The organism is Acidaminococcus massiliensis, assembly GCF_900095825.1.
Classification (GTDB): Bacteria; Bacillota; Negativicutes; order Acidaminococcales; family Acidaminococcaceae; genus Acidaminococcus; species Acidaminococcus massiliensis.
The window spans coordinates 671,820-691,371 of record NZ_LT608315.1; the positions used below are offsets into that span (position 1 = coordinate 671,820).

Here is a 19,552-nt window from a genome sequence, read left to right on the forward strand (position 1 = left end):
AACGTAAAGTGTAAAGTGTTCGCCCTATACAATCTTTGCAATTAGAAGGAGGAACTCCTATGCGCGCCATCCACAAGATCCTGGTCCCCAACCGAGGGGAAATCGCTATCCGGATTTTCCGGGCCTGTCATGAACTGGGCATCCGTACCGTTGCCGTCTATTCCCAGGAAGATATCCTGTCTCTGCACCGCAGCCGGGCAGATGAAGCCTATCTGGTGGGAAAAGGGAAAAAACCGGTGGATGCTTATCTGGATATCGAAGACATCATCCGGATCTGCAAAGAACATGAGGTGGATGCCATCCATCCAGGCTATGGGTTCCTGGCAGAAAATGCCCAGCTGGCCCGCCGCTGTGAGGAGGAAGGGATCATCTTCATCGGTCCCCGGGTGGAACATTTGGAGATGTTCGGGGATAAGGTGAATGCCCGGATCCAGGCGGAGAAAGCGGGAATCCCCATGATCCCTGGCACCAAAGGAGCGGTGAAGAGTTTTGCGGAAGTGAAGGCCTTCGCGGAAGAAGTGGGCCTGCCGGTGATGATCAAGGCGGTCAATGGAGGCGGCGGCCGAGGCATGCGGAATGTGGACCGGATGGAAGACCTGGAAGAAGCTTACAACCGGGCCCGTTCAGAGGCTCGGATGGCTTTTGGGGACGAAGATATCTATGTGGAGAAATGCATCCTGAACCCCAAACACATCGAAGTCCAGATTTTGGGAGATGAACAGGGCCATGTGGTCCATCTCCATGAACGGGACTGCTCCATCCAGCGGCGGCACCAGAAGGTCATCGAAATGGCTCCGGCCTGGTCCCTGCCTCGGGAACTGCGGGAGGCCATCTGCCAGGCAGCTCTGAAACTCATGGAGAATGTCCATTATGTGAATGCCGGGACGGTAGAATTCCTGGCGGATCAGGACGAAAAGCATTTTTATTTCATCGAAGTCAATCCCCGAGTCCAGGTAGAACACACGGTGACCGAAGCCATTACGGATGTGGATATCGTGAAGGCCCAGATCCTGATCGCCGAGGGACATGGCTTGGATGATCCGGAGATCCATGCGGGGCGGCAGGGAGACATCCCCTGCAACGGGGTGGCCATCCAATGCCGGATCACCACGGAAGATCCCCAGAACCAGTTCATGCCGGATACGGGGAAAATCATTGCCTACCGGAGCGGCGGCGGACCGGGGATCCGTCTGGATGCGGGGACCGCGTATCAGGGAGCGGTCATCACCCCTTATTATGATTCGCTGCTGGTCAAGGTGACGGCCCATGCTATGGATCCGCTGGCCACCATCCATCGGATGCTCCGCTGCCTGGACGAATTCCGGATCAGCGGAGTGAAGACCAATATCTTCTTCCTGAAGAATATGCTCCAGGATCCAGCGTTCCAGGCTGGGGCCTGCGATGTGAACTACATTGACCGGCATCCGGAACTGTTGGTGGATCCCGAGGAAGTCAGTGACCGAGGGACCCGGATGCTGACCTATATCGGAGAAGTGACGGTGAACGGATATCGGGGGAATGGCCATCATACCAAACCGGAATTCCCGCCGCCGGTGCGGCTGGAAACGGACGGAAGCCCCTGCCCGGCCGGGACGAAGCAGCTCCTGGATCAACTGGGACCGGACGCTTTTGCCCGCTGGATCCTGGATCAGAAACAGGTGCTGCTGATGGATACCACCTACCGGGATGCCCACCAGTCCCTCCTGGCCACCCGGATCCGGACCCGGGATATCCTGGGGGCCATCCATTATACGGCCCAAAAGGTGCCCCAGCTGTATGCTTTTGAAAACTGGGGCGGTGCTACCTTCGATGTGGCTTACCGTTTCTTGGATGAAGATCCTTGGCAGCGGCTCCGGCTCATGCGCCAGGCAGCCCCCAACATCCTGTTCCAGATGCTGACCCGGGGAGCCAATGCGGTGGGGTATACCAATTATCCCCCGGAAGTGATCCGGGAATTTCTGACTTTGGCGGCGAAAAACGGGGTGGATGTGTTCCGGATCTTTGACTGCTTGAACCAGCTGGATCATATGACCTTCTCCATCGAAGCGGTCCGCAAGCTGGGGAAAGTGGCAGAAGGGACCATTTGCTATACGGGGGATATCTTGGACGACCGGCGGCAGAAATATTCCCTGCAGTATTATACGGATCTGGCCAAAGCCCTGGCTGATGCCGGGGCCAATATCATCGCCATCAAGGATATGGCAGGGCTTTTGAAGCCGGAAGCGGCCTATGCTCTGGTGTCGGCCCTGAAGGACGCAGTGGATCTGCCCATCCATCTCCACAGCCATGAAGGAGGCGGCTGTACCCTGTACAGCTATGCCAAAGCGGTGGAAGCCGGGGTGGATATCCTGGATGTGGCCACCAGTGCCCTGTCCGGCGGGACCAGCCAGCCATCCATGACGGCGCTGTGCTATGCCCTGGAACATACGCCCCGGCAGCCGAAGCTGGATCTGGATGCCTTGGAGACCATCGACCGGTATTGGCAGGTGGTCCGGAAGTATTATGCCGGAGTGGATGCCCGGATGACCTGTCCCAACACCACGGTGTTCCAACATGAAATGCCGGGCGGGCAGTATTCCAACCTGCAGCAGCAGGCTGCCGCGGTGGGACTGGGAGACCGCTGGCCGGAAGTCTGCCGGATGTATGCACGGGTGAACCAGCTGTTCGGGGATGTGATCAAAGTCACGCCTTCTTCTAAGGTGGTGGGGGATATGTCCCTGTTCATGGTCCAGAACCATCTGACGGAGGAAGACATCTACCAGCGGGGAGATACCCTGGACTTTCCCCAGAGCGTGGTGGATTTCTTTGACGGAAAATTGGGGACGCCCTATGGCGGGTTCCCAGAACTGCTCCAGAAAATCATCCTGCGGGGTGCCAAACCTCACTTGGAGACGCCTCCCCAGCCCATCGATCTGGACAAACTCCGGGAGGATCTGAAGAAACTGCACATCCCGGATACTCCGGAGGCTGTCAGCAGCTGCTGCCTGTATCCCAAGGTCTATAAAGACTATATACAGAGGTACCATCAATACGGGGACATGAGCATCCTGGATACGCCCACGTTCTTCTTCGGCATGAAGCCAGGGGAAGAAATCCGGGTGCACATGGATGGAAAAATGGTGCTGGTCCGGCTGAATTACCTGACCCGGCCGGATCCGGAAGGGTATCGGGAGGTCCAGTTCGAAATCAACGGGATGCCCCGGGAAATCAAAGTCCGGGATGCCAAGGCTTCGGAAGGCAGCAGCCTGGCCCGGAAGGCAGATCCTACGGTGCCGGGAGAAGTGGGAGCCACCCTGTCCGGCTCGGTGCTCCGGGTCCAGGTGGAACCGGGAACTGTAGTGAAACAGGGAGATCCGCTGATGGTCACGGAAGCCATGAAGATGGAAACCACCCTGACGGCGCCGGTGGACGGCCTGGTCAAGGAAGTGCTGGTCAAAGCCGGCAGCCGGATCCAGTCCGGGGATCTGCTGGTGGTGATCCAGTGATGAGAGATAAAAGGGGCTGTTGCACGTTAATGGTCGATATTCGAATCCGCTTCCCGCCAACGCGCTGACGATTGAACGAGGCTCCCAGCGGATGAGCGAAACCGAAAATTTCTTCACGCTCCGCTCAAGGGTCGTTCAGCGGTACCCCGCCTGGCTCTGGCCTACTGCTTTCTAAAAAACTAAAAAAAAGACTTTCGGTCTCCAGGAGGCCGAAAGTGGTGTAAAATTTTAGTATGAGAGAAAAAAATTTTACAAAAAGATTATACAAAATTGGGCATGGTTTTGCAACTTCATTTGCCCATGGATATTGAATTTTCGATCCCCAAAGACAATCCGGTCTGGCTGGTCCACGATGGTGTAGAAAGGATGGATTTAAGCAAGCTGTATGGCACCTACGCTCATTTGGAAAGCAATGAAGTGACCCCTCGTCAGATGCTGAAACTCGTTGTCTTTGCTGCAATGCACGGAGTACGCAGTTCCCGTGCCATCGAGGATTTCTGCCAGAACCGGATCGACTGCCGGCTCCTGCTGGATGAGAAGAAAGCCCCGGACTACTCCACCATTGCCCGGTTCCGTTCCCTCCATCTGGCAGCCTGTGCCAAAGACGTCCTGGTAGAGATGGACCGCTATCTGGGGTACCACGGTGAACTCTCCGCTGATACGCTGTTCATCGACGGGACCAAGATTGAGTCCTTTGCCAACAAGTACAAGTTTGTGTGGAAAAAAGGCGTCACCAAGCGTCTGGGCAAAATGATGGAGGAGATTCCGGCATTCTTCCTGGAAACGGAGACGTCTTTCGGAATCTGCTGTGAAGACGCTGCTTCCTTTCCTTGAAGATATGCGGAGCCATTTGGGAACCAACTACCGAAAGATAGTGGCCGATGCGGGATACGAAAGCGAAGAAAATTACGAATATCTCAAGAAAAACGACATGACTTCCTACATTAAGCCAAAGACCTACGAATGTGAGAAAAAGCGGTCTTTCAAGAATGCCATCGGCAACCGGGAAAACATGACCTATGATAGGGTTACGGACAGCTATATCTGTGCCAACGGGAAACGGGTGGAATGCCAAGGGACCAAAAAAGGAAAGAGCCGGAACGGGTACGTAACTGAAAAAACGGTATATGCGTGCCATGACTGTGCAGGATGTCCGTACAAGAAGGACTGCATCCGGGGCAACAACTCCAAGCTGCCACTGGAACAGAGAGAGAAACATTTTGAAGTTTCAAAACGTTTCCTGGAACTGCGGGCAGAAGACAAGGAACGGATAACGTCGGAAGAGGGAAAAATGCTGAGGATGAACCGGTCGATCCAGTCGGAAGGAGCCTTTGCGGATGTGAAGGAAACCCAGCTGTTCCGCCGCTTCCTGGGGACCGGGCATCTGAACGCGCTTACAGAGACCGTGATCTGTGTCCTGGCGCACAACTTCAACAAATTGCACCACAAGATCCAGAACGGGACCCAGGGCCGATATCTGTTTCCCTTGAAAAAGCTGGCCTAACTTACTTGAAGAACTAAAAAGTGGCAAGAAAAAAGCCGCCAAAATGGACGGCTTACATTATTGTACTCAATTTTAGGGAACTTGAGATATTTTTTTGATTTTCCATTGAAGACTTTAAAACTGAAGAAAAAAGAAAGCTGTTGCATGTGTGAAAATCTCACACATGCAACATCCCCTTTTTTCCGCTGTCCGGCTTGAAGAACCTCCGGATCACAAAGGGCACCCCCATGGCCAGCATCAGTACCCGGACCAGCTGATAGGTGAGGATTACGGCCACATCCTGGTGCATTTCCATGCCGGTGAGGCACATTTCTGCAATGCCCCCGGGAGCCAGGGCCAGGAAGCCCGTGAGGGTGGAAAAACCGTACAGACGGGACATAAAGACGGACAGGGCGGCACTGGAAGCTACCATGAGCAGGGAACCCAAGAGCACATTGGGAATCAGTTCCCGGGTCTTCAGCAGCTTCTCCCGGTCCAGCATGGTGCCGATGTACAGTCCGATGTGGAGCTGGGCAAAGGCCATCGCGGGCGCCGGGACTCGGGGCACACTGCCCTGCCAGAGAGCGAACAGAGAAGTGACGATGATGGGGCCCAGCAGCTGCCCGGTAGGCATATGGATGGCTTTCGCGATGGACCGGCCGATCAGGACCAGGGGGACTACCAGCAGCCAGCCAGGATGGAAGAGGCTCAGGAAATCGGCCATGGAGGTGGACCATAGGCTGGCTCCTGCCGAGCGGGTGACTTCTCCGCCGAATAAGTTGATGGCCAGGAAGGGCACGCTGACTTCTACTACGAACAGGCGCAGGCATTGGGAGACTACCACCACATTTTCATCCGCTTCCTCATAGTCGTCCATCAGCACGGTCATGGCTGTCAGGCCCCCGGGCAGGCAGCCCATGATGGAGCTGAGCAGGTTGGCAAAAGTGTGCCGGTGCATATGGACAGCAACCCCTACAGATACGGCAAGGGTGAACAGACAGGCTCCGAAAATCCCCAGGGTTTCCTGGCTCAGCTTGAAAAATGTGTCAGGAGTGCAGTTGCTGCCGATGCCGTAGCCGGCTACCCCCAGCATCAGGCCCCTCCAGGAACGGGGCCATTGGAAGGCATTGTCCAGGAAGGAACGGACCGCAAACCCGGTGACGATGCCGCCCAGCATATAGGGAATGGGGATACCCAGCTGCCGCAGCAGGAATCCGATCAGGGCTGCAGCCAGGAATGCAGTGAATCTTTTCATCATAAAGGCTCCTTCCGGCGGTACAAAATGGCTGTTTGTACGGTAAGATACTTTTATTATAGACAATCTGTTCCATAGTGTAAAATCTTAATAGTATAATAGGACTATAGCAAAAATGATATGGTAAAGAAAGGAGGGAACTTTATGTTCCATGAGAAATACCTGCGGGACTTCCTGCTGGTCTGTGAGAAGGGGAATATCACGGGGGCGGCTAGGCAGCTGGGCCTTTCCCAGCCTTCTCTGAGCCGGATCGTCAAAACAGTAGAAAAAGAAGCCGGGATGCCCCTTTTGGTACGGGATCCCAACGGAGTCTATCTGACCCAAGCCGGGGAGATCTATGCCCGGATGGCCCGGAAACTGTTGGAGGAATACCGGGAAGCCCTCCAGGAAATCCATGATATCCGGGATTCCCGGAGCGGACAGATCCGGCTGGGGCTTTCCCGGATCTCCAGTGAAACCCTGCTGCCGGTGATCTTGGAGCAGTTCCGTGCCCTGTACCCTCGGGTGGAACTGCTGCTGACGGAGACCTTGATCAGGAACTTGAATCCTCTGCTCCACCAGGGACGGCTGGACCTGGCCCTGACCTATTTCCCTGATGACCCGGAACTGGCCTATACAGAGCTGCTGACGGATACGGTATATCTGGAGGCCCCTCCTTTTTTCTACCGGCAGCGGCCTGGCTGGAGGTACGGCACTGGCAATGTGCTGGAAGGAACGGCCTGTCTCCAGCAGCAACCCTTCATCCTGCTGAAACCAGGGCGGGGACTGCGGTATATGGCGGAAAACTTCTTCCGGCAGGAAGACCTCCAGCCCCGGATCATCTTGGAAACGGACAGTGTGGAATTGGCCCACCGGCTGGTCCTGGAAAACCATGGGTTCACCCTGATCCCTGGGCTGGCCTTCCACACCCTGCAGAAAGTGGACCAGTCGGTCTTTTACCAGGTCCCCCAGCAGCCTTTGAAAAGGACCCTGTATCTGGCCAGCCGCAAGGGGGCCTATCTGACCCGGGCTATGGTGGCCCTCTGCGGACTGATCCGGAGCAGCGTAGCCGAAAAACCTCCCTGCTGACGAAGGGATTTCTATGGTACAATAGGGCCAGGAAACGGAGGTGTTTTCCATGGACAGAAAACAGATGACTCTGCTGCTCGGACTTTCTCTGGCCCTGGGACAGACGGCTTTTGCGGCCGATCATGTGGCCGTGGTGGAGAAAGACGGGAAACAGGGCGTGATCGACCAGGCGGGCAAGGAAATCCTGCCCCTGGCCTATAAAAAAATCGTGGTAGGGGATCCCAAGGAAGATCCGGTGATCCTGGTCCAGCTGAAGGGCAAATACGGCCTCTATGACCGGGACGGAAAACAGCTGCTGGCACCCACTCTGAAGAAGATCACCGATATCAATGAAGGGATCATCGGGGGAGTGGCAGAAAAGAAATGGAATTTCTATACTCTCCAGGGGGAAAAGCTGCCTGGGGAGTATGATGAAGCAAGAGCCTTCCAGGAGGGGCTGGCTCCTGTAAAGGTCCAGGGCAAATGGGGCTTTGCAGACAAGACGGGGAAACTGGTGATCCAGCCCCAATACAAAGAAGTGCGCAGTTTCAGTGAAGGGCTGGCTGCTGTGAAAAAGGACAGCCAGTGGTTCTATATCCATAAAGACGGCAGTCTGCTGCCCAGTATGAGCGTGAAAAAGGCCGGGGACTTCCACCAGGGGGTGGCTGTGGTGGACGGAGGCTGGCTCATGGATACCCAGGGCAAAAAGTACGCCAAGCTGAAATCCTACGCCTTCGTAGGGGACTTCCAGGAAAACGGACTGGCGGAAGTGGGGGTCCGCCGGGCCAGCCACAGCTTCCTGGATTACATCTCCATCGGCTGGGGCTGGGGAGACGGCTGGGGCTGGGGCGGCCCCTACTGGGGCGTGGGCCCGGGCTGGGGTCCCTATTGGGGAGACTACGGCTATTACCATTACCACCACCATCACGGTTGGGGCGGCAGTATCGGCATCTCTCCGGGAGCGGTGATGCCTTCCAGCCTGTACCGGGGCTATGTGAACAAACAGGCCCAGGAAGTGATCTCTCCTACTTACAGCTATGTGTCTCCTTTCTATGGGAAACTGGCTCTGATCCGGGATGATGGCCACTGGGGCATGGTGGATGCCAAAGGCCAGGTGGTGATCCCTGCTGCTTACGATGGACTGCTGCCTTTCAGTGAAGGATTGGCAGCCTTCCAGTCGGATAAAAAATGGGGCTTCATCGATGAAACCAACAAAGTGGTGATCCCCAACCGGTTCGACAGTGCCCAGAGCTTCTTCCAAGACCGGACCACGGCTGTGGAGAAGGAAAAGGGAGGCATCATCGACAAGGCTGGCAATCCGGTGGCTCCCTTCCGGAGCGAACTGCGGGAACTGGGGCCCCTTACGGCGGACCGGGCAGCCTACCGGGATCCCAAAGAGAAGAAATGGGGTTATGTGGACGAGAATGCCAAGATCGTTATTTCTCCGCAATATGACAAGGCTGGAATATTTGACTGAATTCAAAAAATCGCTACAAAAAACTATTGACAGAAAGAATCGTCAATGGCATAATGTAAACCATACCATTTCAAACGAAAACAGGTAATGAACGGGAGCGGATCCTCAGGGATTTCCAGAGAGCTGGCGGCCGGTGCGAGCCAGTAAATTCCAGGGAGCCTTCTCACCCGGGAACCGCAGGGATGAACGTGAGTAGTTCCTGCCGTCGGCAGTGCGTTAAACTGAATGAGAACCAACATAGGGTGGTACCGCGATCCTTCGCCCCTATCTGCTTTGCAGCAGGTAGGGGCTTTTTGGTGCAAGAAGAGAGGGGAGTCAAACATTATGGGAATGACAAGAACACAAAAAATCCTGGCCCGCCATGCCGGCCGTCCGGAGGTGGAAGAAGGGGAACTGCTGGTTTCCCAGGTCGATCTGACCCTGGCCAATGATATTACCGGGCCTCCGGCCATTGATGAATTCGATAAGATCGGCCGTCCTGTATTCAACAAGGACAAGATTGCTTTGGTGCCGGATCACTTTTCTCCCCCCAAAGACATCAAATCCGCTACTCTGTGCAAGCATATGCGGGACTTCGCCCGGAAACACAACATCACCAACTACTTTGAAGTGGGCCGGATGGGCATCGAACATGCTTTGGTTCCGGACAGCGGCCTGGTGGCGCCCGGGGAACTGGTGATCGGGGCCGATTCCCACACCTGTACCTACGGAGCCGTCAATGCTTTTTCCACTGGGGTGGGCCAGACGGACCTGGGGGCTGCCATGGCCAGCGGCCAGACCTGGTTCAAGGTCCCCAAGGCCATCAAAGTGGTGCTCACCGGGAAGAAACCGGACTATATCTCCGGCAAGGATGTGATCCTGACCCTGATCGGGATGATCGGTGTGGATGGGGCCCTGTACCAGTCCCTGGAATTCTTCGGGGAAGGGGTAGGAGAACTGTCCATGGCGGACCGGTTCACCATCTGCAACATGGCCATCGAGGCGGGGGGCAAGAACGGGATCTTCCCGGTGGATGACAAGACCCGGGCTTACTTGAAGGAACGGGGGGTCACCCGTCCTTGGGAAGCCGTAGAAGCTGATGAAGATGCGGTCTATGACCGGACCGTGACCATTGCACTGGATGAACTGGTGCCGGTGGTGGCCTATCCCCATCTGCCGGAAAACACCCATCCGGCGGCAGAAGGCAAAGACATCGCCATTGATCAGGTGGTGATCGGATCCTGCACCAACGGACGGTATGAAGATCTGGTTTCTGCCGCCCGGATCCTGAAAGGACGGAAAGTGGATCCCCGGGTGCGCTGCATCATCATCCCTGCTACCCAGGAAATCTACAAACGGGCTATGGACAATGGGCTGCTGGATATCTTCATCGATGCCGGCGCGGCGGTTTCCACCCCCACCTGCGGCCCCTGCCTGGGCGGCTACATGGGGATCCTGGCTGCTGGGGAACGGTGCGTTTCCACCACCAACCGGAATTTCCGGGGCCGTATGGGCCATGTGGACAGCGAAGTCTATCTGGCCAGCCCGCTGACGGCAGCAGCCAGTGCGGTAACCGGCCACATCACTGATCCCAGGGAGGTATTGAAATGAGTAAAGTATGGCGTTACGGAGACCATGTGGATACGGATGTGATCATTCCTGCCCGCTACCTGAACATCTCCGATTTCAAAGAACTGAGTGAACATGCCATGGAAGACATCGACACCACCTTTGCCCCCCATGTGCAGCCCGGAGACATCATCGTGGCCGGCCGGAACTTCGGCTGCGGGTCTTCCCGGGAACATGCTCCCATTGTGATCCAGCAGAAAGGCGTGGCCTGCATCATTGCAGAAAGCTTTGCCCGGATCTTTTATCGGAATGCCATTAACATCGGCCTGCCGGTGCTGGAAATCGGGGAAGAAGCCAAAAAGATCCAGGCTGGCGACCAGGTGGAAGTGGATTTCGACAAAGGGGAGATCCATGTGGTCAATAAGGGACTGACCATCAAGACCCATCCGCTGCCGGCTTTTGTCCGGAAAATCGCGGAAGCCGGCGGTCTGGTCAATTATGTGAAAGGAGCGCAGGACTGATGAAGATTACAGTACTGGCGGGAGACGGCATCGGTCCCGAGATCACCGATGCGGCTCTGGCTGTCATGGAGAAAACCGCGGAAGTATTCGGACTGGATATTTCCTATGATCATAAACTCATGGGGGGCTGTGCCTATGACCGATTCGGCACCCCTCTGCCGGAAGAAACGGTTGCCAGCGCCAAAGCGGCTGATGGAGTGCTGCTGGGTGCTGTGGGCGGCCCCAAGTGGGACCATATCGAAGATGTGACCAAACGGCCGGAAAAGGGCCTGTTGGGCATCCGGAAGGCTCTGGGACTCTACTGCAATCTGCGGCCGGTCCAGGTACGGCCTTATATGGCCCATCTCTCTCCGCTGAAGACGGATCGGGCAGAAGGGGCCGATCTGGTCATCGTCCGGGAACTGACCGGGGGCATCTATTTCGGGGAACACAAGGAAGCTGCCCTGGTGGACGGGGTGGAGACCGCTTCCGACGTGGAGAAATATACCCGTCCGGAAGTGGAGCGGATCGCTGTAAAGGCGTTTGAGGCTGCCCGGCTGCGCCGGGGAAAAGTCACCAGCGTGGATAAGGCCAATGTGCTGGGGTCTTCCCGGATGTGGCGGAAAATCGTGGAGGAACTCCATGATGCCAAGTATCCCGATGTGGAACTGAACCATTTTTACGTGGACAACTGCGCCATGCAGCTGGTGCTGAACCCGAAACAGTTCGACGTGATCCTCACCAACAACATCTTCGGGGACATCTTGTCTGATGAAGCTTCTACCATTGCCGGCAGTATCGGGCTCCTGCCTTCTGCCAGCCTGGGAGACGGCACCGGGCTCTATGAGCCCATCCACGGCAGTGCGCCGGATATTGCCGGGAAGGACATCGCCAACCCTCTGGGGACCATCCTGTCCGCCGCCATGCTGCTGCGTTATTCCCTCCATCAGGAAGAAGCAGCCCGGGCCATCGAAAAGGCCGTGGACGACGTAATGAAAGCTGGTTATCGGACTCCGGATCTGGCCGGAGAAGGCCTGACTACCGTGGGCACGAAGGAGATGGGCCGATTGGTGGCGGAAGCGGTGAGAAAATAAGGGGTCTGTTGCGTGGGCAACAGACCGTCAGCGGTCAGCTGTCAATGGTCAGCGGCCGAAGGAGAAAAAGCTGCCTGGAAAGGCAGCTTTTTTGATGAAGGAGATGAAAATTATGACCCAATGGGCGGACGGAAAACAGCGGTGCTTCTGGGCCAACCCCAACAATCCCCGGTACATCCGGTACCATGATGAGGAATGGGGCCGGCCGGTCCATGAGGACCGGAAGCTGTTCGAAATGCTGCTTTTGGAAACCTTCCAGGCCGGTCTTTCCTGGGAATGTGTGCTTAACAAACGGGACGGGTTCCGGCAGGCCTTTGACGGCTTCGATCCGGAAATCATTGCCCGTTATACAGAAGAAAAAATAGAAGCACTCCGGCAGGATCCTGCCATTATCCGGAACCGGCTGAAGATCCGGGCGGCGGTGGCCAACGCCCGGGTGTTCCTGGCCATCCGGCAGGAATGGGGAAGCTTTGACCGGTACCTGTGGCACTGGACCGAAGGGAAGACCTTCCGGGAAACCGGCCTCACCCATTCCCCTCTGTCCGATGCCCTGTCTAAGGACTTGAAGAGACGGGGTATGAAGTTCGTGGGAACCACGGTGATCTATTCCCTCCTCCAGGCTGTAGGAGTCATCTGGAGCCATGAGAAGGGGTGCTGGCTGGAGCGGCAAAAGGGGGTGTGAAGAATCCCCCCCCCGGTCGCGACCCGCGACAAAAAAAGCTGTTGCATGTGTGAGATTTTCACACATGCAACAGCTTTTTTTCATTTACATCTTCTTCACCGGCACCAGTCCCCGTCCCAAGGAAATCTGTCCGGTCCGGGCGATTTCTATGATTTCGTAGTCCTCCAGGACTTCCAGCAGGGCGTCGATGTGGTCCTCCCGGCCGGTGAGCCGGAGCACCAGGGATTTTTTCTGCACGTCCACCACTTTGGCATGGAACAGCTCTGCCAGGTTGGTCAGTTCTTCCCGCACTTGAGGAGTGGGGGCGCTGACCTTGATCATGGCCAGTTCGTAGCTGACAAAAGGCGCGTCGTCCAGGTTCACTACCTTGATCACGTCGATGAGCTTGGCCAGCTGCTTGATGGCTTGGTCCAGCTCGTACCGGTCCTCCACGGACACCACGATGTTGATCCGGGTCACGTCCCGTTCTTCCGTATAGCCGGCATTGATGAACTCGATATTGATGGCCCGGCGGCTGATGAGTCCGGCTACATGGGTTAGGACCCCGGGCTTGTTGTCGGCCAGGATGGCCAGATGCTGTCGGATCATGGTTGGTCGCCTCCTGTTACTACCATTTCATCCAGTTTCTTCCCGCCAGGGACCATGGGATAGACATTTTCGTCCGGGGGAATGGTGACTTCCAGGAGAGCCGGACCTTCCTGGGCAAAGAGCTGGCCCAGGGCTTCTGGCAGCTGGTTCTCCTTTTCCACCGTCCAGGCTGGGACGCCCATGGACCGGGCAATCCCTGCGATGGAAGGATTGGCTGTCAGATCGGATTCCGCAAAGTGTCCTTTGTAGAACATCCCCTGCCACTGATGGACCATGCCCAGGGTGTTGTTCCGCAGGACCACGGTCTTGACGGCGATGCCGTATTTGTGGAGGGTGGCAAATTCCTGACAGTTCATCAGGATGCTGCCATCCCCGGTTACAAGGACCACCGGTTTGTCCGGTTCTCCCAGCTGGGCTCCCAGGGCGGCAGGCAGGCCATAGCCCATGGTGCCAAGCCCGCCGGAAGTGATGAAATGATGGGGCTGGGACACTGGATAGAACTGGGCCGCCCACATCTGGTGCTGGCCCACATCGGTGGCCACGATGGCTTCCGGACCGGCTTTCCGGGCCAGCTGCTCCAGCACCACCTGGGGGGAGAGGCCTTTGGCAGAAGAGGGCCGGGTCCCAGAGGGATGGCCGGCTTTCATTTCCTGGAGATCCTGGCGCCAGGTGACGGTCTGGACTGCCGGGATGGGATGGGCTTCCAGCTTCTTCCAGAAAGCCGGCAGGGACCAGCGCAGATCCCCGTTCACACTGAGATCTGCATGGACAATCTTGTTGATCTCCACCTGGTCGATGTCGAAATGGACAATCCGGGCTTTGGGAGCGAAATTGGCTACGGAGCCGGTGACCCGGTCGTCGAACCGGGCACCCACTGTCAGCAGCAGATCACACTGGGTGATGCCCATGTTGGCCGTCCAGGTGCCGTGCATCCCTGCCATGCCCAGGTTTTCTTCCCAGGCATCGGGAATGGCACCTTTGCCCATGAGGGTATAGACCACCGGCAGGCTGGCTGCCTGGACGATCTTCCGCAGGGGGGCCGCCGTATTGGACAGGACCACTCCGCCTCCCACCATCAAAAGAGGGCGGTGGGCCTGCCGCAGGGCTGCCAGGGCTGCTTCCACTTCTTCCTCCCGGCCTTCCTGGAGAGGCTGGTAGCCCCGGAGGGAAACCGTTTCCGGATATTCATAGTCAAAAGAGGTGTCGAACACATCTTTTGCTACGTCCACCAGTACCGGCCCCGGCCGGCCGCTCCGGGCGATGTAGAAAGCTTCTTTCAGTACCCGGGGCAGATCCTGGACCTTTTTCACCAGGTAATTGTGCTTGGTGATGGGAGTGGTGATGCCGGAAATATCCGCTTCTTGGAAAGAATCCCGGCCAATGAGGTGGGTGGCTACCTGACCGCTGATCACCACCAAAGGGATGGAATCCATATTGGCGGTGGCGATGCCGGTGACCATATTGCAGACCCCGGGACCGCTGGTGGCGAAACAGACGCCTACTTTTCCCGTAGCCCGGGCATACCCGTCCGCTGCATGGACGGCTCCCTGTTCATGGCCGGTGAGGATATGGGGGAATTTCATCCGGTACAGGGCATCATACAGGCTCAGCACCGCACCTCCAGGATATCCGAAGACGACCTGGACCTGTTCTTTCCGTAAACTTTCTATGACCGCTTCTGCGCCGGTGATTTTCATGGCTTCCCCCTGCCTCCTTTAAAATTGGATTTTTGGATTACTCGTTCTTGTCGTTTTCATGGAGCCAGGGCATCATGCTGCGCAGTTTTTCCCCGACTTTTTCGATAGGATGTTCGGCATGCTGGCGGCGCATGACCAGGAAGTGAGCCCGGCCTCCTGCACGGTTTTCCAGCAGCCAGTCTTTGGCGAAAGTGCCGTCTTGGATGTCTTTCAGGACCTGTTTCATAGCAGCCTTGGAATCCTGGCTGACCACTTTCGGGCCGGCGGTGTAGTCCCCGTATTCAGCGGTGTCAGAGATGGATTTGCGCATCTTGGCCATGCCGCCTTCGTACATCAGGTCCACGATCAATTTCATTTCATGGAAGGTTTCAAAATAAGCGATTTCAGGCTGATAGCCGGCTTCGCACAGGGTTTCGAACCCGTTGGTGATCAATTGGCAGACCCCGCCGCACAGGACAGCTTGTTCCCCGAACAGGTCGGTTTCCGTTTCTTCCTGGAAAGTGGTCTGGATGACCCCGGCACGGGTGCCGCCGATGCCTCTGGCATAGGCCAGGGCCAGATCGAAGCATTTGCCCGTGGCATCCTGTTCCACGGCGAATACGTCAGGCACGCCGCCGCCTTCCACGAAAGTCCGGCGGACCAGATGGCCCGGGCCTTTGGGGGCGACCATGAATACGTCCACATCAGCGGGAGGGACGATCTGTTTGAAATGGATGTTGAAGCCATGGGCAAAAGCCAGGGCGCTGCCGCTCTTCAGGTTGGGAGCGATTTCGGCTTTGTATACATCGGCTTGTTTTTCATCCGGAATCAGGATCATGGTCACATCGGCGGCTGCAACGGCTTCCGGAACGGTCTTGACTTCCAGGCCGGCGGCACGGGCCACAGCGGCCGATTTGCTGCCTTTGTACAGGCCGACCACCACATTGACGCCGCTTTCTTTCAGGTTCAGGGCATGGGCATGGCCCTGGCTGCCGTAACCGATGATGGCCACCGTCTTGTCTTTCAGTACGCTCCAGTTAACGTCCTTGTCATAAAATACTTTTGCCATGGGAAACATCTCCTTTGAAAATAGAAATAAAATGGGGGGGGATACGCAGCAGAGTCGGGTTTCTCGTATAAAAAAATCCGTCCCTATAGAAATAGGGACGGAAACATTTCCGCGATACCACCCTGGTTCTCCGGCCATTGCTGGCGCGAAGCACTCTGCAACGTACTAACATACGCGTTCCGTCTAACGGGGGAATACCGTCCATGCTTACTGGCTTTCAGCAGGCTCCTGGGGGAGGATTTTCGTTTGCCGGTTTCTGCTGACTCCCACCACTTGTCAGCTCTCTGGGAGAAACGGGAGGCAAAGTACTCGTTCCCTTCATGGGATTTGCCTTGTTCACTTGGTTTGAAAAGGATGTGCTCAGTATACATGGCGCGTGAACAGATGTCAACAGGATTTTTGAAAAAAAGTTCCAAAACGAAAAGTAAATAACGAAAAATGTAAAGATTGTAATAACCGCTGCTTCCTATTTCCGGAACCGGTAGCCCACACCCCACACCGTTTCGATATATTCCGGCTTGGTGGTGGAGGATTCGATCTTTTCCCGGATCCGGTTCACGTGGACGGAGACCGTGGCGGTGTCTCCCAGGGAATCTTCTCCCCAGATCCGTTCGAACAGGGTTTCCTTGCTGAAAACCACCCCGGGATTTTCTGCCAGGAACAGCAGCAGGGAAAATTCCTTGTTGGGCATGGGGACTTCTTTTCCCTTGAGATAGACCCGATGGCCCTCCCGATCGATGGACAGGTCTCCCCGTTGGAGCAGCTGGTTCCCGGTATGCTGCCCGGTCAGCTGCTGGTACCGGTGGAGATGGGCCTTGACCCGGGCCACCAATTCTCCTGGGCTGAAAGGCTTCACGATGTAGTCATCGGCGCCCAGGCCCAGCCCCCGGATCTTGTCCACATCTTCCTGCCGGGCGGAGACCAATAGGATGGGGATGTTCCTTTTTTCCCGGATCTGCCGGCAGACCTGGAATCCGTCCAGGCCCGGCAGCATGATATCCAGCAGGACCAGATCCACATCGGCTTCCAAAGCCTTACGGATCCCCTCTTTTCCATCACTGGCAATCTCCACCCCATAGCCGTTGGCTTCCAGGTAATCTCGTTCCAATTCCGCGATATCCTGGTCATCTTCCACTATCAAGATCTTTTGCATTGGTTCGATTCCTCCAAAGAAAATTCCATGCAGATTTTCAGGCCCTGGGGCTCGTTGGCCTCGGCCCAAATCTTACCTTTCATGGTTTCTACGATCTTCCGGACTACGGCCAGTCCCAGTCCGCTGCCGGCTGCCACATGGCTCCGGGCCCGGTCCGTCCGGTAAAAGCTTTCAAAGATCCGGTCCAACTGGTCGGGAGCTACGCCGGACCCGTTGTCCGCCAGTTCCAGCCGTACCCGGCCAAGGCCGGATGATGTGATCCGGAAGCAGGCCTTGCCGGTTTTTTCTGTTTTATATTTCCAGCTGTTGCTCAGGAGATTGTCCAATACCCGGGCGAACTGATCTCGATCCATACGGACCGGGGCACGGTCCAGCGTACTTTCCAAAACAATCTGGAGACCATTCTGCGCCCAGTGGTCCCGCTGCTCTTCTACATAATCTGCCAGATACCGGCACAGATCCACCGTTTCCCATTGGAAAGGGACTTGATCCAGGTCCAGCTTGGAAAAGAGGAAAAGGGTCTGGTTCAGTTTGGCCATGCTTTCTGTGGTTTCCAGGATTTTCTGGAGATAGCGCTGCTGTTTTTCCGGCGTATCGGCAATCCCGTCCTGGAGTCCTGAGGCATAGCCCTGGATCTTGGTGAGGGGCGTAGCCAGGTCATGGGCGATTCCCGCCAGCATTTCTTTCCGGCTCCGGTCATACTGTTCCCGTCTCTCCCGGGCGTGGCGCAGCTCTTGACGGGTCAGTTCGAAGGCACGGAGGGTGTCCCCGATTTCATCCCGGCTGTCAGCCTTCACCGGGGTATCTAAGTCCCCTCGGCTTACTTGGGAGGCCACCTGACGCAGCTTGCCCAGAGGCTTCAGCAGCTGGACGGCCATGAGCCGGCTGAGGGCCAGTCCCACCAGGGCCGCTGCCAGCATGACCAGGAGGAAGGCACCGATGAAGCTGCCCTTGAACAGTTCCTTGGAATACATGGAGAACCGGTCATCGCTTTCCACCAGGGGATCCGCCCCTATCACATAACATTCTACCCCGGTCTGGAGGGAATGGTAGTAGAAGGCAACGCCCTTTTTCCCCCAGCTGATGCCGCCTCGGCCTTCCGGAACCTGCTGGAGGGTGGAAGTGCGGATTTCGTCGGGCTGCTGTCCTTCTGTCACGTAGAAGGGCTGCCCATTCTGTTCCAGCAGCACCCGCAGTCCCTGGTCCTCCAGGTGATCGCTTACCAGCAGGAGGGGACGGGGTTTGTCCGGATCATAATGGTCCGACCGGACCCGGAGCCGGGTCAGTTCGAACTGGATGGACAGGGTGGGGCCGCTTTCCGGCCAGATAAAGGATAAGACGCTGCTGCGGTTCAGGTTCTCCATCCCGAAGATCCAGAAAATCCCCACACTGAGCAGCATGAAGCAGAGGACGGGGGTCAGGATCATCAGGTAGTTGGCTGCCAGCAGCCGTTTTCGGATGGGAAGGTCTTTCCAGCGCATCATGGTTCCAGCCTCCGGTCCCAGGGCGGAGGCACTCCTTTCTTTGCAAAGTCTTTCTGCTTTGTATTATACCATTTTCTTTTGCCTGGCCCCAGTATGGTTCCATTGTTTCAAAAGATTTTAAATCCATACAGTGTATATTCCTTTACATTATGAAAAACAGATTCCTGATTTTGCAACTTTTATACTTTCTTTTATTGACATTCGTCCAGGCAAAGGCTAGAATATACCCAATTCACAATTTCAAATCCCAATCCCAGGATGGGAAAAAGTACTTCTGAAGGGCTTTGCAGAGAGGCAGCGGATGGTGAGAGCTGTCAGGCCGGGCAGGAGGAAACTGGTCCCGGAGGAGACAGGCTGAACCCACTGGCAGTAGGCCTGGACGGCATTCCCCGTTACAGGAAGCGCGTATGATTGTACGTGGCAAAGTGTCCCGGAGCAGCAATGCCCGGGGAATCAGGGTGGTACCGCGGAGCTTTCCGTCCCTTTTCCAGGGACGGATTTTTTATTTCTGCGGCACTGTCAAATCGACTTTCCACAGACTAGGGTCACGATACCAGGACCCATTTGAAAAGGATACGGGCTTCGATACCAGAGCCCATTTGAAAAGGACAGAGTGCTAAAAGGAGGAACCTTATGGAAATGACCGGCGCAGAAGCCATCCTTGCAAGTTTGAAAGAAGAACAGGTCCCGGTGGTCTTCGGGTATCCCGGAGGCGCTGTCCTGGGCCTGTATGATGCCATTTACCGCACAGGGTTCCCCCATATCCTCACTGGCCATGAACAAGGGGCGGTCCATGCAGCGGATGGGTATGCCCGGGCTACGGGAAAAGTGGGGGTCTGCATCGCTACCAGCGGTCCCGGAGTCTGCAATATGGTCACCGGGATCGCCACCGCCAATATGGATTCCATCCCTCTGGTGATCATCAGCGGCCAGGTGGCTACTTCCCTGATCGGCCAGGATGCCTTCCAGGAAGCGGACACGGCGGGGGTCACCACCCCCACCACCCAAAAC

Annotated in this window: 16 protein-coding genes and 2 other annotated features; of the genes, 10 read left to right on the forward strand and 6 right to left on the reverse strand. The window is 56.3% G+C overall.

All coding sequences use genetic code 11. The annotated features are described in order from the left end of the window. Positions 1-59 precede the first annotated feature (59 nt). The 3 genes from BQ2657_RS03270 (at position 60) to BQ2657_RS13050 (ending at position 4,989) form a co-directional block, all read left to right on the forward strand. A complete protein-coding gene (locus BQ2657_RS03270) occupies positions 60-3,485 on the forward strand; it encodes a pyruvate carboxylase (RefSeq protein WP_075579353.1) in 3,426 nt (1,141 codons plus the stop codon). Positions 3,486-3,785: 300 nt separating this feature from the next. Continuing rightward, positions 3,786-4,319 carry a transposase gene (locus BQ2657_RS13045; protein WP_198524510.1) on the forward strand — a complete coding sequence of 178 codons (534 nt, stop codon included), beginning with the start codon at positions 3,786-3,788 and terminating at the stop codon, positions 4,317-4,319. A gap of 4 nt (positions 4,320-4,323) precedes the next feature. Next, positions 4,324-4,989, forward strand: a complete 666-nt coding sequence (locus tag BQ2657_RS13050) for a transposase (protein ID WP_232709090.1) — start codon at positions 4,324-4,326, stop codon at positions 4,987-4,989. A 157-nt stretch (positions 4,990-5,146) separates the two neighbouring features. Here BQ2657_RS13050 and BQ2657_RS03280 read toward each other — a convergent pair whose 3' ends face one another. Beyond that, a complete protein-coding gene (locus BQ2657_RS03280) occupies positions 5,147-6,226 on the reverse strand; it encodes an AbrB family transcriptional regulator (RefSeq protein WP_232708996.1) in 1,080 nt (359 codons plus the stop codon). A 141-nt stretch (positions 6,227-6,367) separates the two neighbouring features. Between BQ2657_RS03280 and BQ2657_RS03285 the strand changes: the two genes are divergently transcribed. From BQ2657_RS03285 to BQ2657_RS03310, 6 genes are all read left to right on the forward strand, one after another. Beyond that, on the forward strand, positions 6,368-7,291 hold the full coding sequence (locus BQ2657_RS03285; RefSeq protein ID WP_075579355.1) for a LysR family transcriptional regulator: 924 nt from the start codon (positions 6,368-6,370) through the stop codon (positions 7,289-7,291). A 49-nt stretch (positions 7,292-7,340) separates the two neighbouring features. Then, positions 7,341-8,747: a WG repeat-containing protein gene (locus tag BQ2657_RS03290; RefSeq protein ID WP_143224827.1), complete on the forward strand. Its 1,407-nt coding sequence runs from the start codon at positions 7,341-7,343 to the stop codon at positions 8,745-8,747. A gap of 324 nt (positions 8,748-9,071) precedes the next feature. Continuing rightward, the gene (gene leuC / locus BQ2657_RS03295; protein WP_075579357.1) at positions 9,072-10,337 is read left to right on the forward strand and encodes a 3-isopropylmalate dehydratase large subunit; all 1,266 of its coding nucleotides are present in this window, start codon (positions 9,072-9,074) and stop codon (positions 10,335-10,337) included. Beyond that, complete coding sequence (locus BQ2657_RS03300) at positions 10,334-10,816, forward strand: 3-isopropylmalate dehydratase small subunit (protein WP_075579358.1); 483 nt, start codon at positions 10,334-10,336, stop codon at positions 10,814-10,816. The genes leuC and BQ2657_RS03300 overlap by 4 nt, the downstream gene beginning before the upstream one ends. After that, the gene (leuB, locus tag BQ2657_RS03305; protein WP_075579359.1) at positions 10,816-11,889 is read left to right on the forward strand and encodes a 3-isopropylmalate dehydrogenase; all 1,074 of its coding nucleotides are present in this window, start codon (positions 10,816-10,818) and stop codon (positions 11,887-11,889) included. The genes BQ2657_RS03300 and leuB overlap by 1 nt, the downstream gene beginning before the upstream one ends. A 112-nt stretch (positions 11,890-12,001) precedes the next feature. Continuing rightward, on the forward strand, positions 12,002-12,571 hold the full coding sequence (locus BQ2657_RS03310; RefSeq protein WP_075579360.1) for a DNA-3-methyladenine glycosylase I: 570 nt from the start codon (positions 12,002-12,004) through the stop codon (positions 12,569-12,571). A gap of 84 nt (positions 12,572-12,655) precedes the next feature. Here the strand turns inward: BQ2657_RS03310 and ilvN are convergent, their stop codons facing one another. The 5 genes from ilvN to BQ2657_RS03335 all read right to left on the reverse strand — a co-directional run bounded on the left by ilvN (position 12,656) and on the right by BQ2657_RS03335 (position 18,541). After that, complete coding sequence (gene ilvN / locus BQ2657_RS03315) at positions 12,656-13,159, reverse strand: acetolactate synthase small subunit (protein WP_075579361.1); 504 nt, start codon at positions 13,157-13,159, stop codon at positions 12,656-12,658. After that, positions 13,156-14,856 carry a biosynthetic-type acetolactate synthase large subunit gene (ilvB, locus tag BQ2657_RS03320; RefSeq protein ID WP_075579362.1) on the reverse strand — a complete coding sequence of 567 codons (1,701 nt, stop codon included), beginning with the start codon at positions 14,854-14,856 and terminating at the stop codon, positions 13,156-13,158. Before ilvB ends, ilvN begins: the two co-directional genes overlap by 4 nt. 37 nt (positions 14,857-14,893) lie before the next feature. Further along, positions 14,894-15,904, reverse strand: a complete 1,011-nt coding sequence (gene ilvC / locus BQ2657_RS03325) for a ketol-acid reductoisomerase (protein WP_075579363.1) — start codon at positions 15,902-15,904, stop codon at positions 14,894-14,896. Positions 15,905-15,994: 90 nt separating this feature from the next. Continuing rightward, positions 15,995-16,235: a binding site (T-box leader), on the reverse strand. 135 nt (positions 16,236-16,370) lie between these two features. Beyond that, complete coding sequence (locus BQ2657_RS03330; protein WP_075579364.1) at positions 16,371-17,057, reverse strand: response regulator transcription factor; 687 nt, start codon at positions 17,055-17,057, stop codon at positions 16,371-16,373. Next, complete coding sequence (locus BQ2657_RS03335; protein ID WP_187119167.1) at positions 17,042-18,541, reverse strand: sensor histidine kinase; 1,500 nt, start codon at positions 18,539-18,541, stop codon at positions 17,042-17,044. Before BQ2657_RS03335 ends, BQ2657_RS03330 begins: the two co-directional genes overlap by 16 nt. Before the next feature lie 246 nt (positions 18,542-18,787). Next, positions 18,788-19,028 (forward strand) — a binding site (T-box leader). Positions 19,029-19,174: 146 nt separating this feature from the next. Between BQ2657_RS03335 and BQ2657_RS03340 the strand changes: the two genes are divergently transcribed. Continuing rightward, positions 19,175-19,552: thiamine pyrophosphate-binding protein (locus BQ2657_RS03340; RefSeq protein ID WP_315968730.1), on the forward strand; the 378-nt coding region annotated here is incomplete at its 3' end.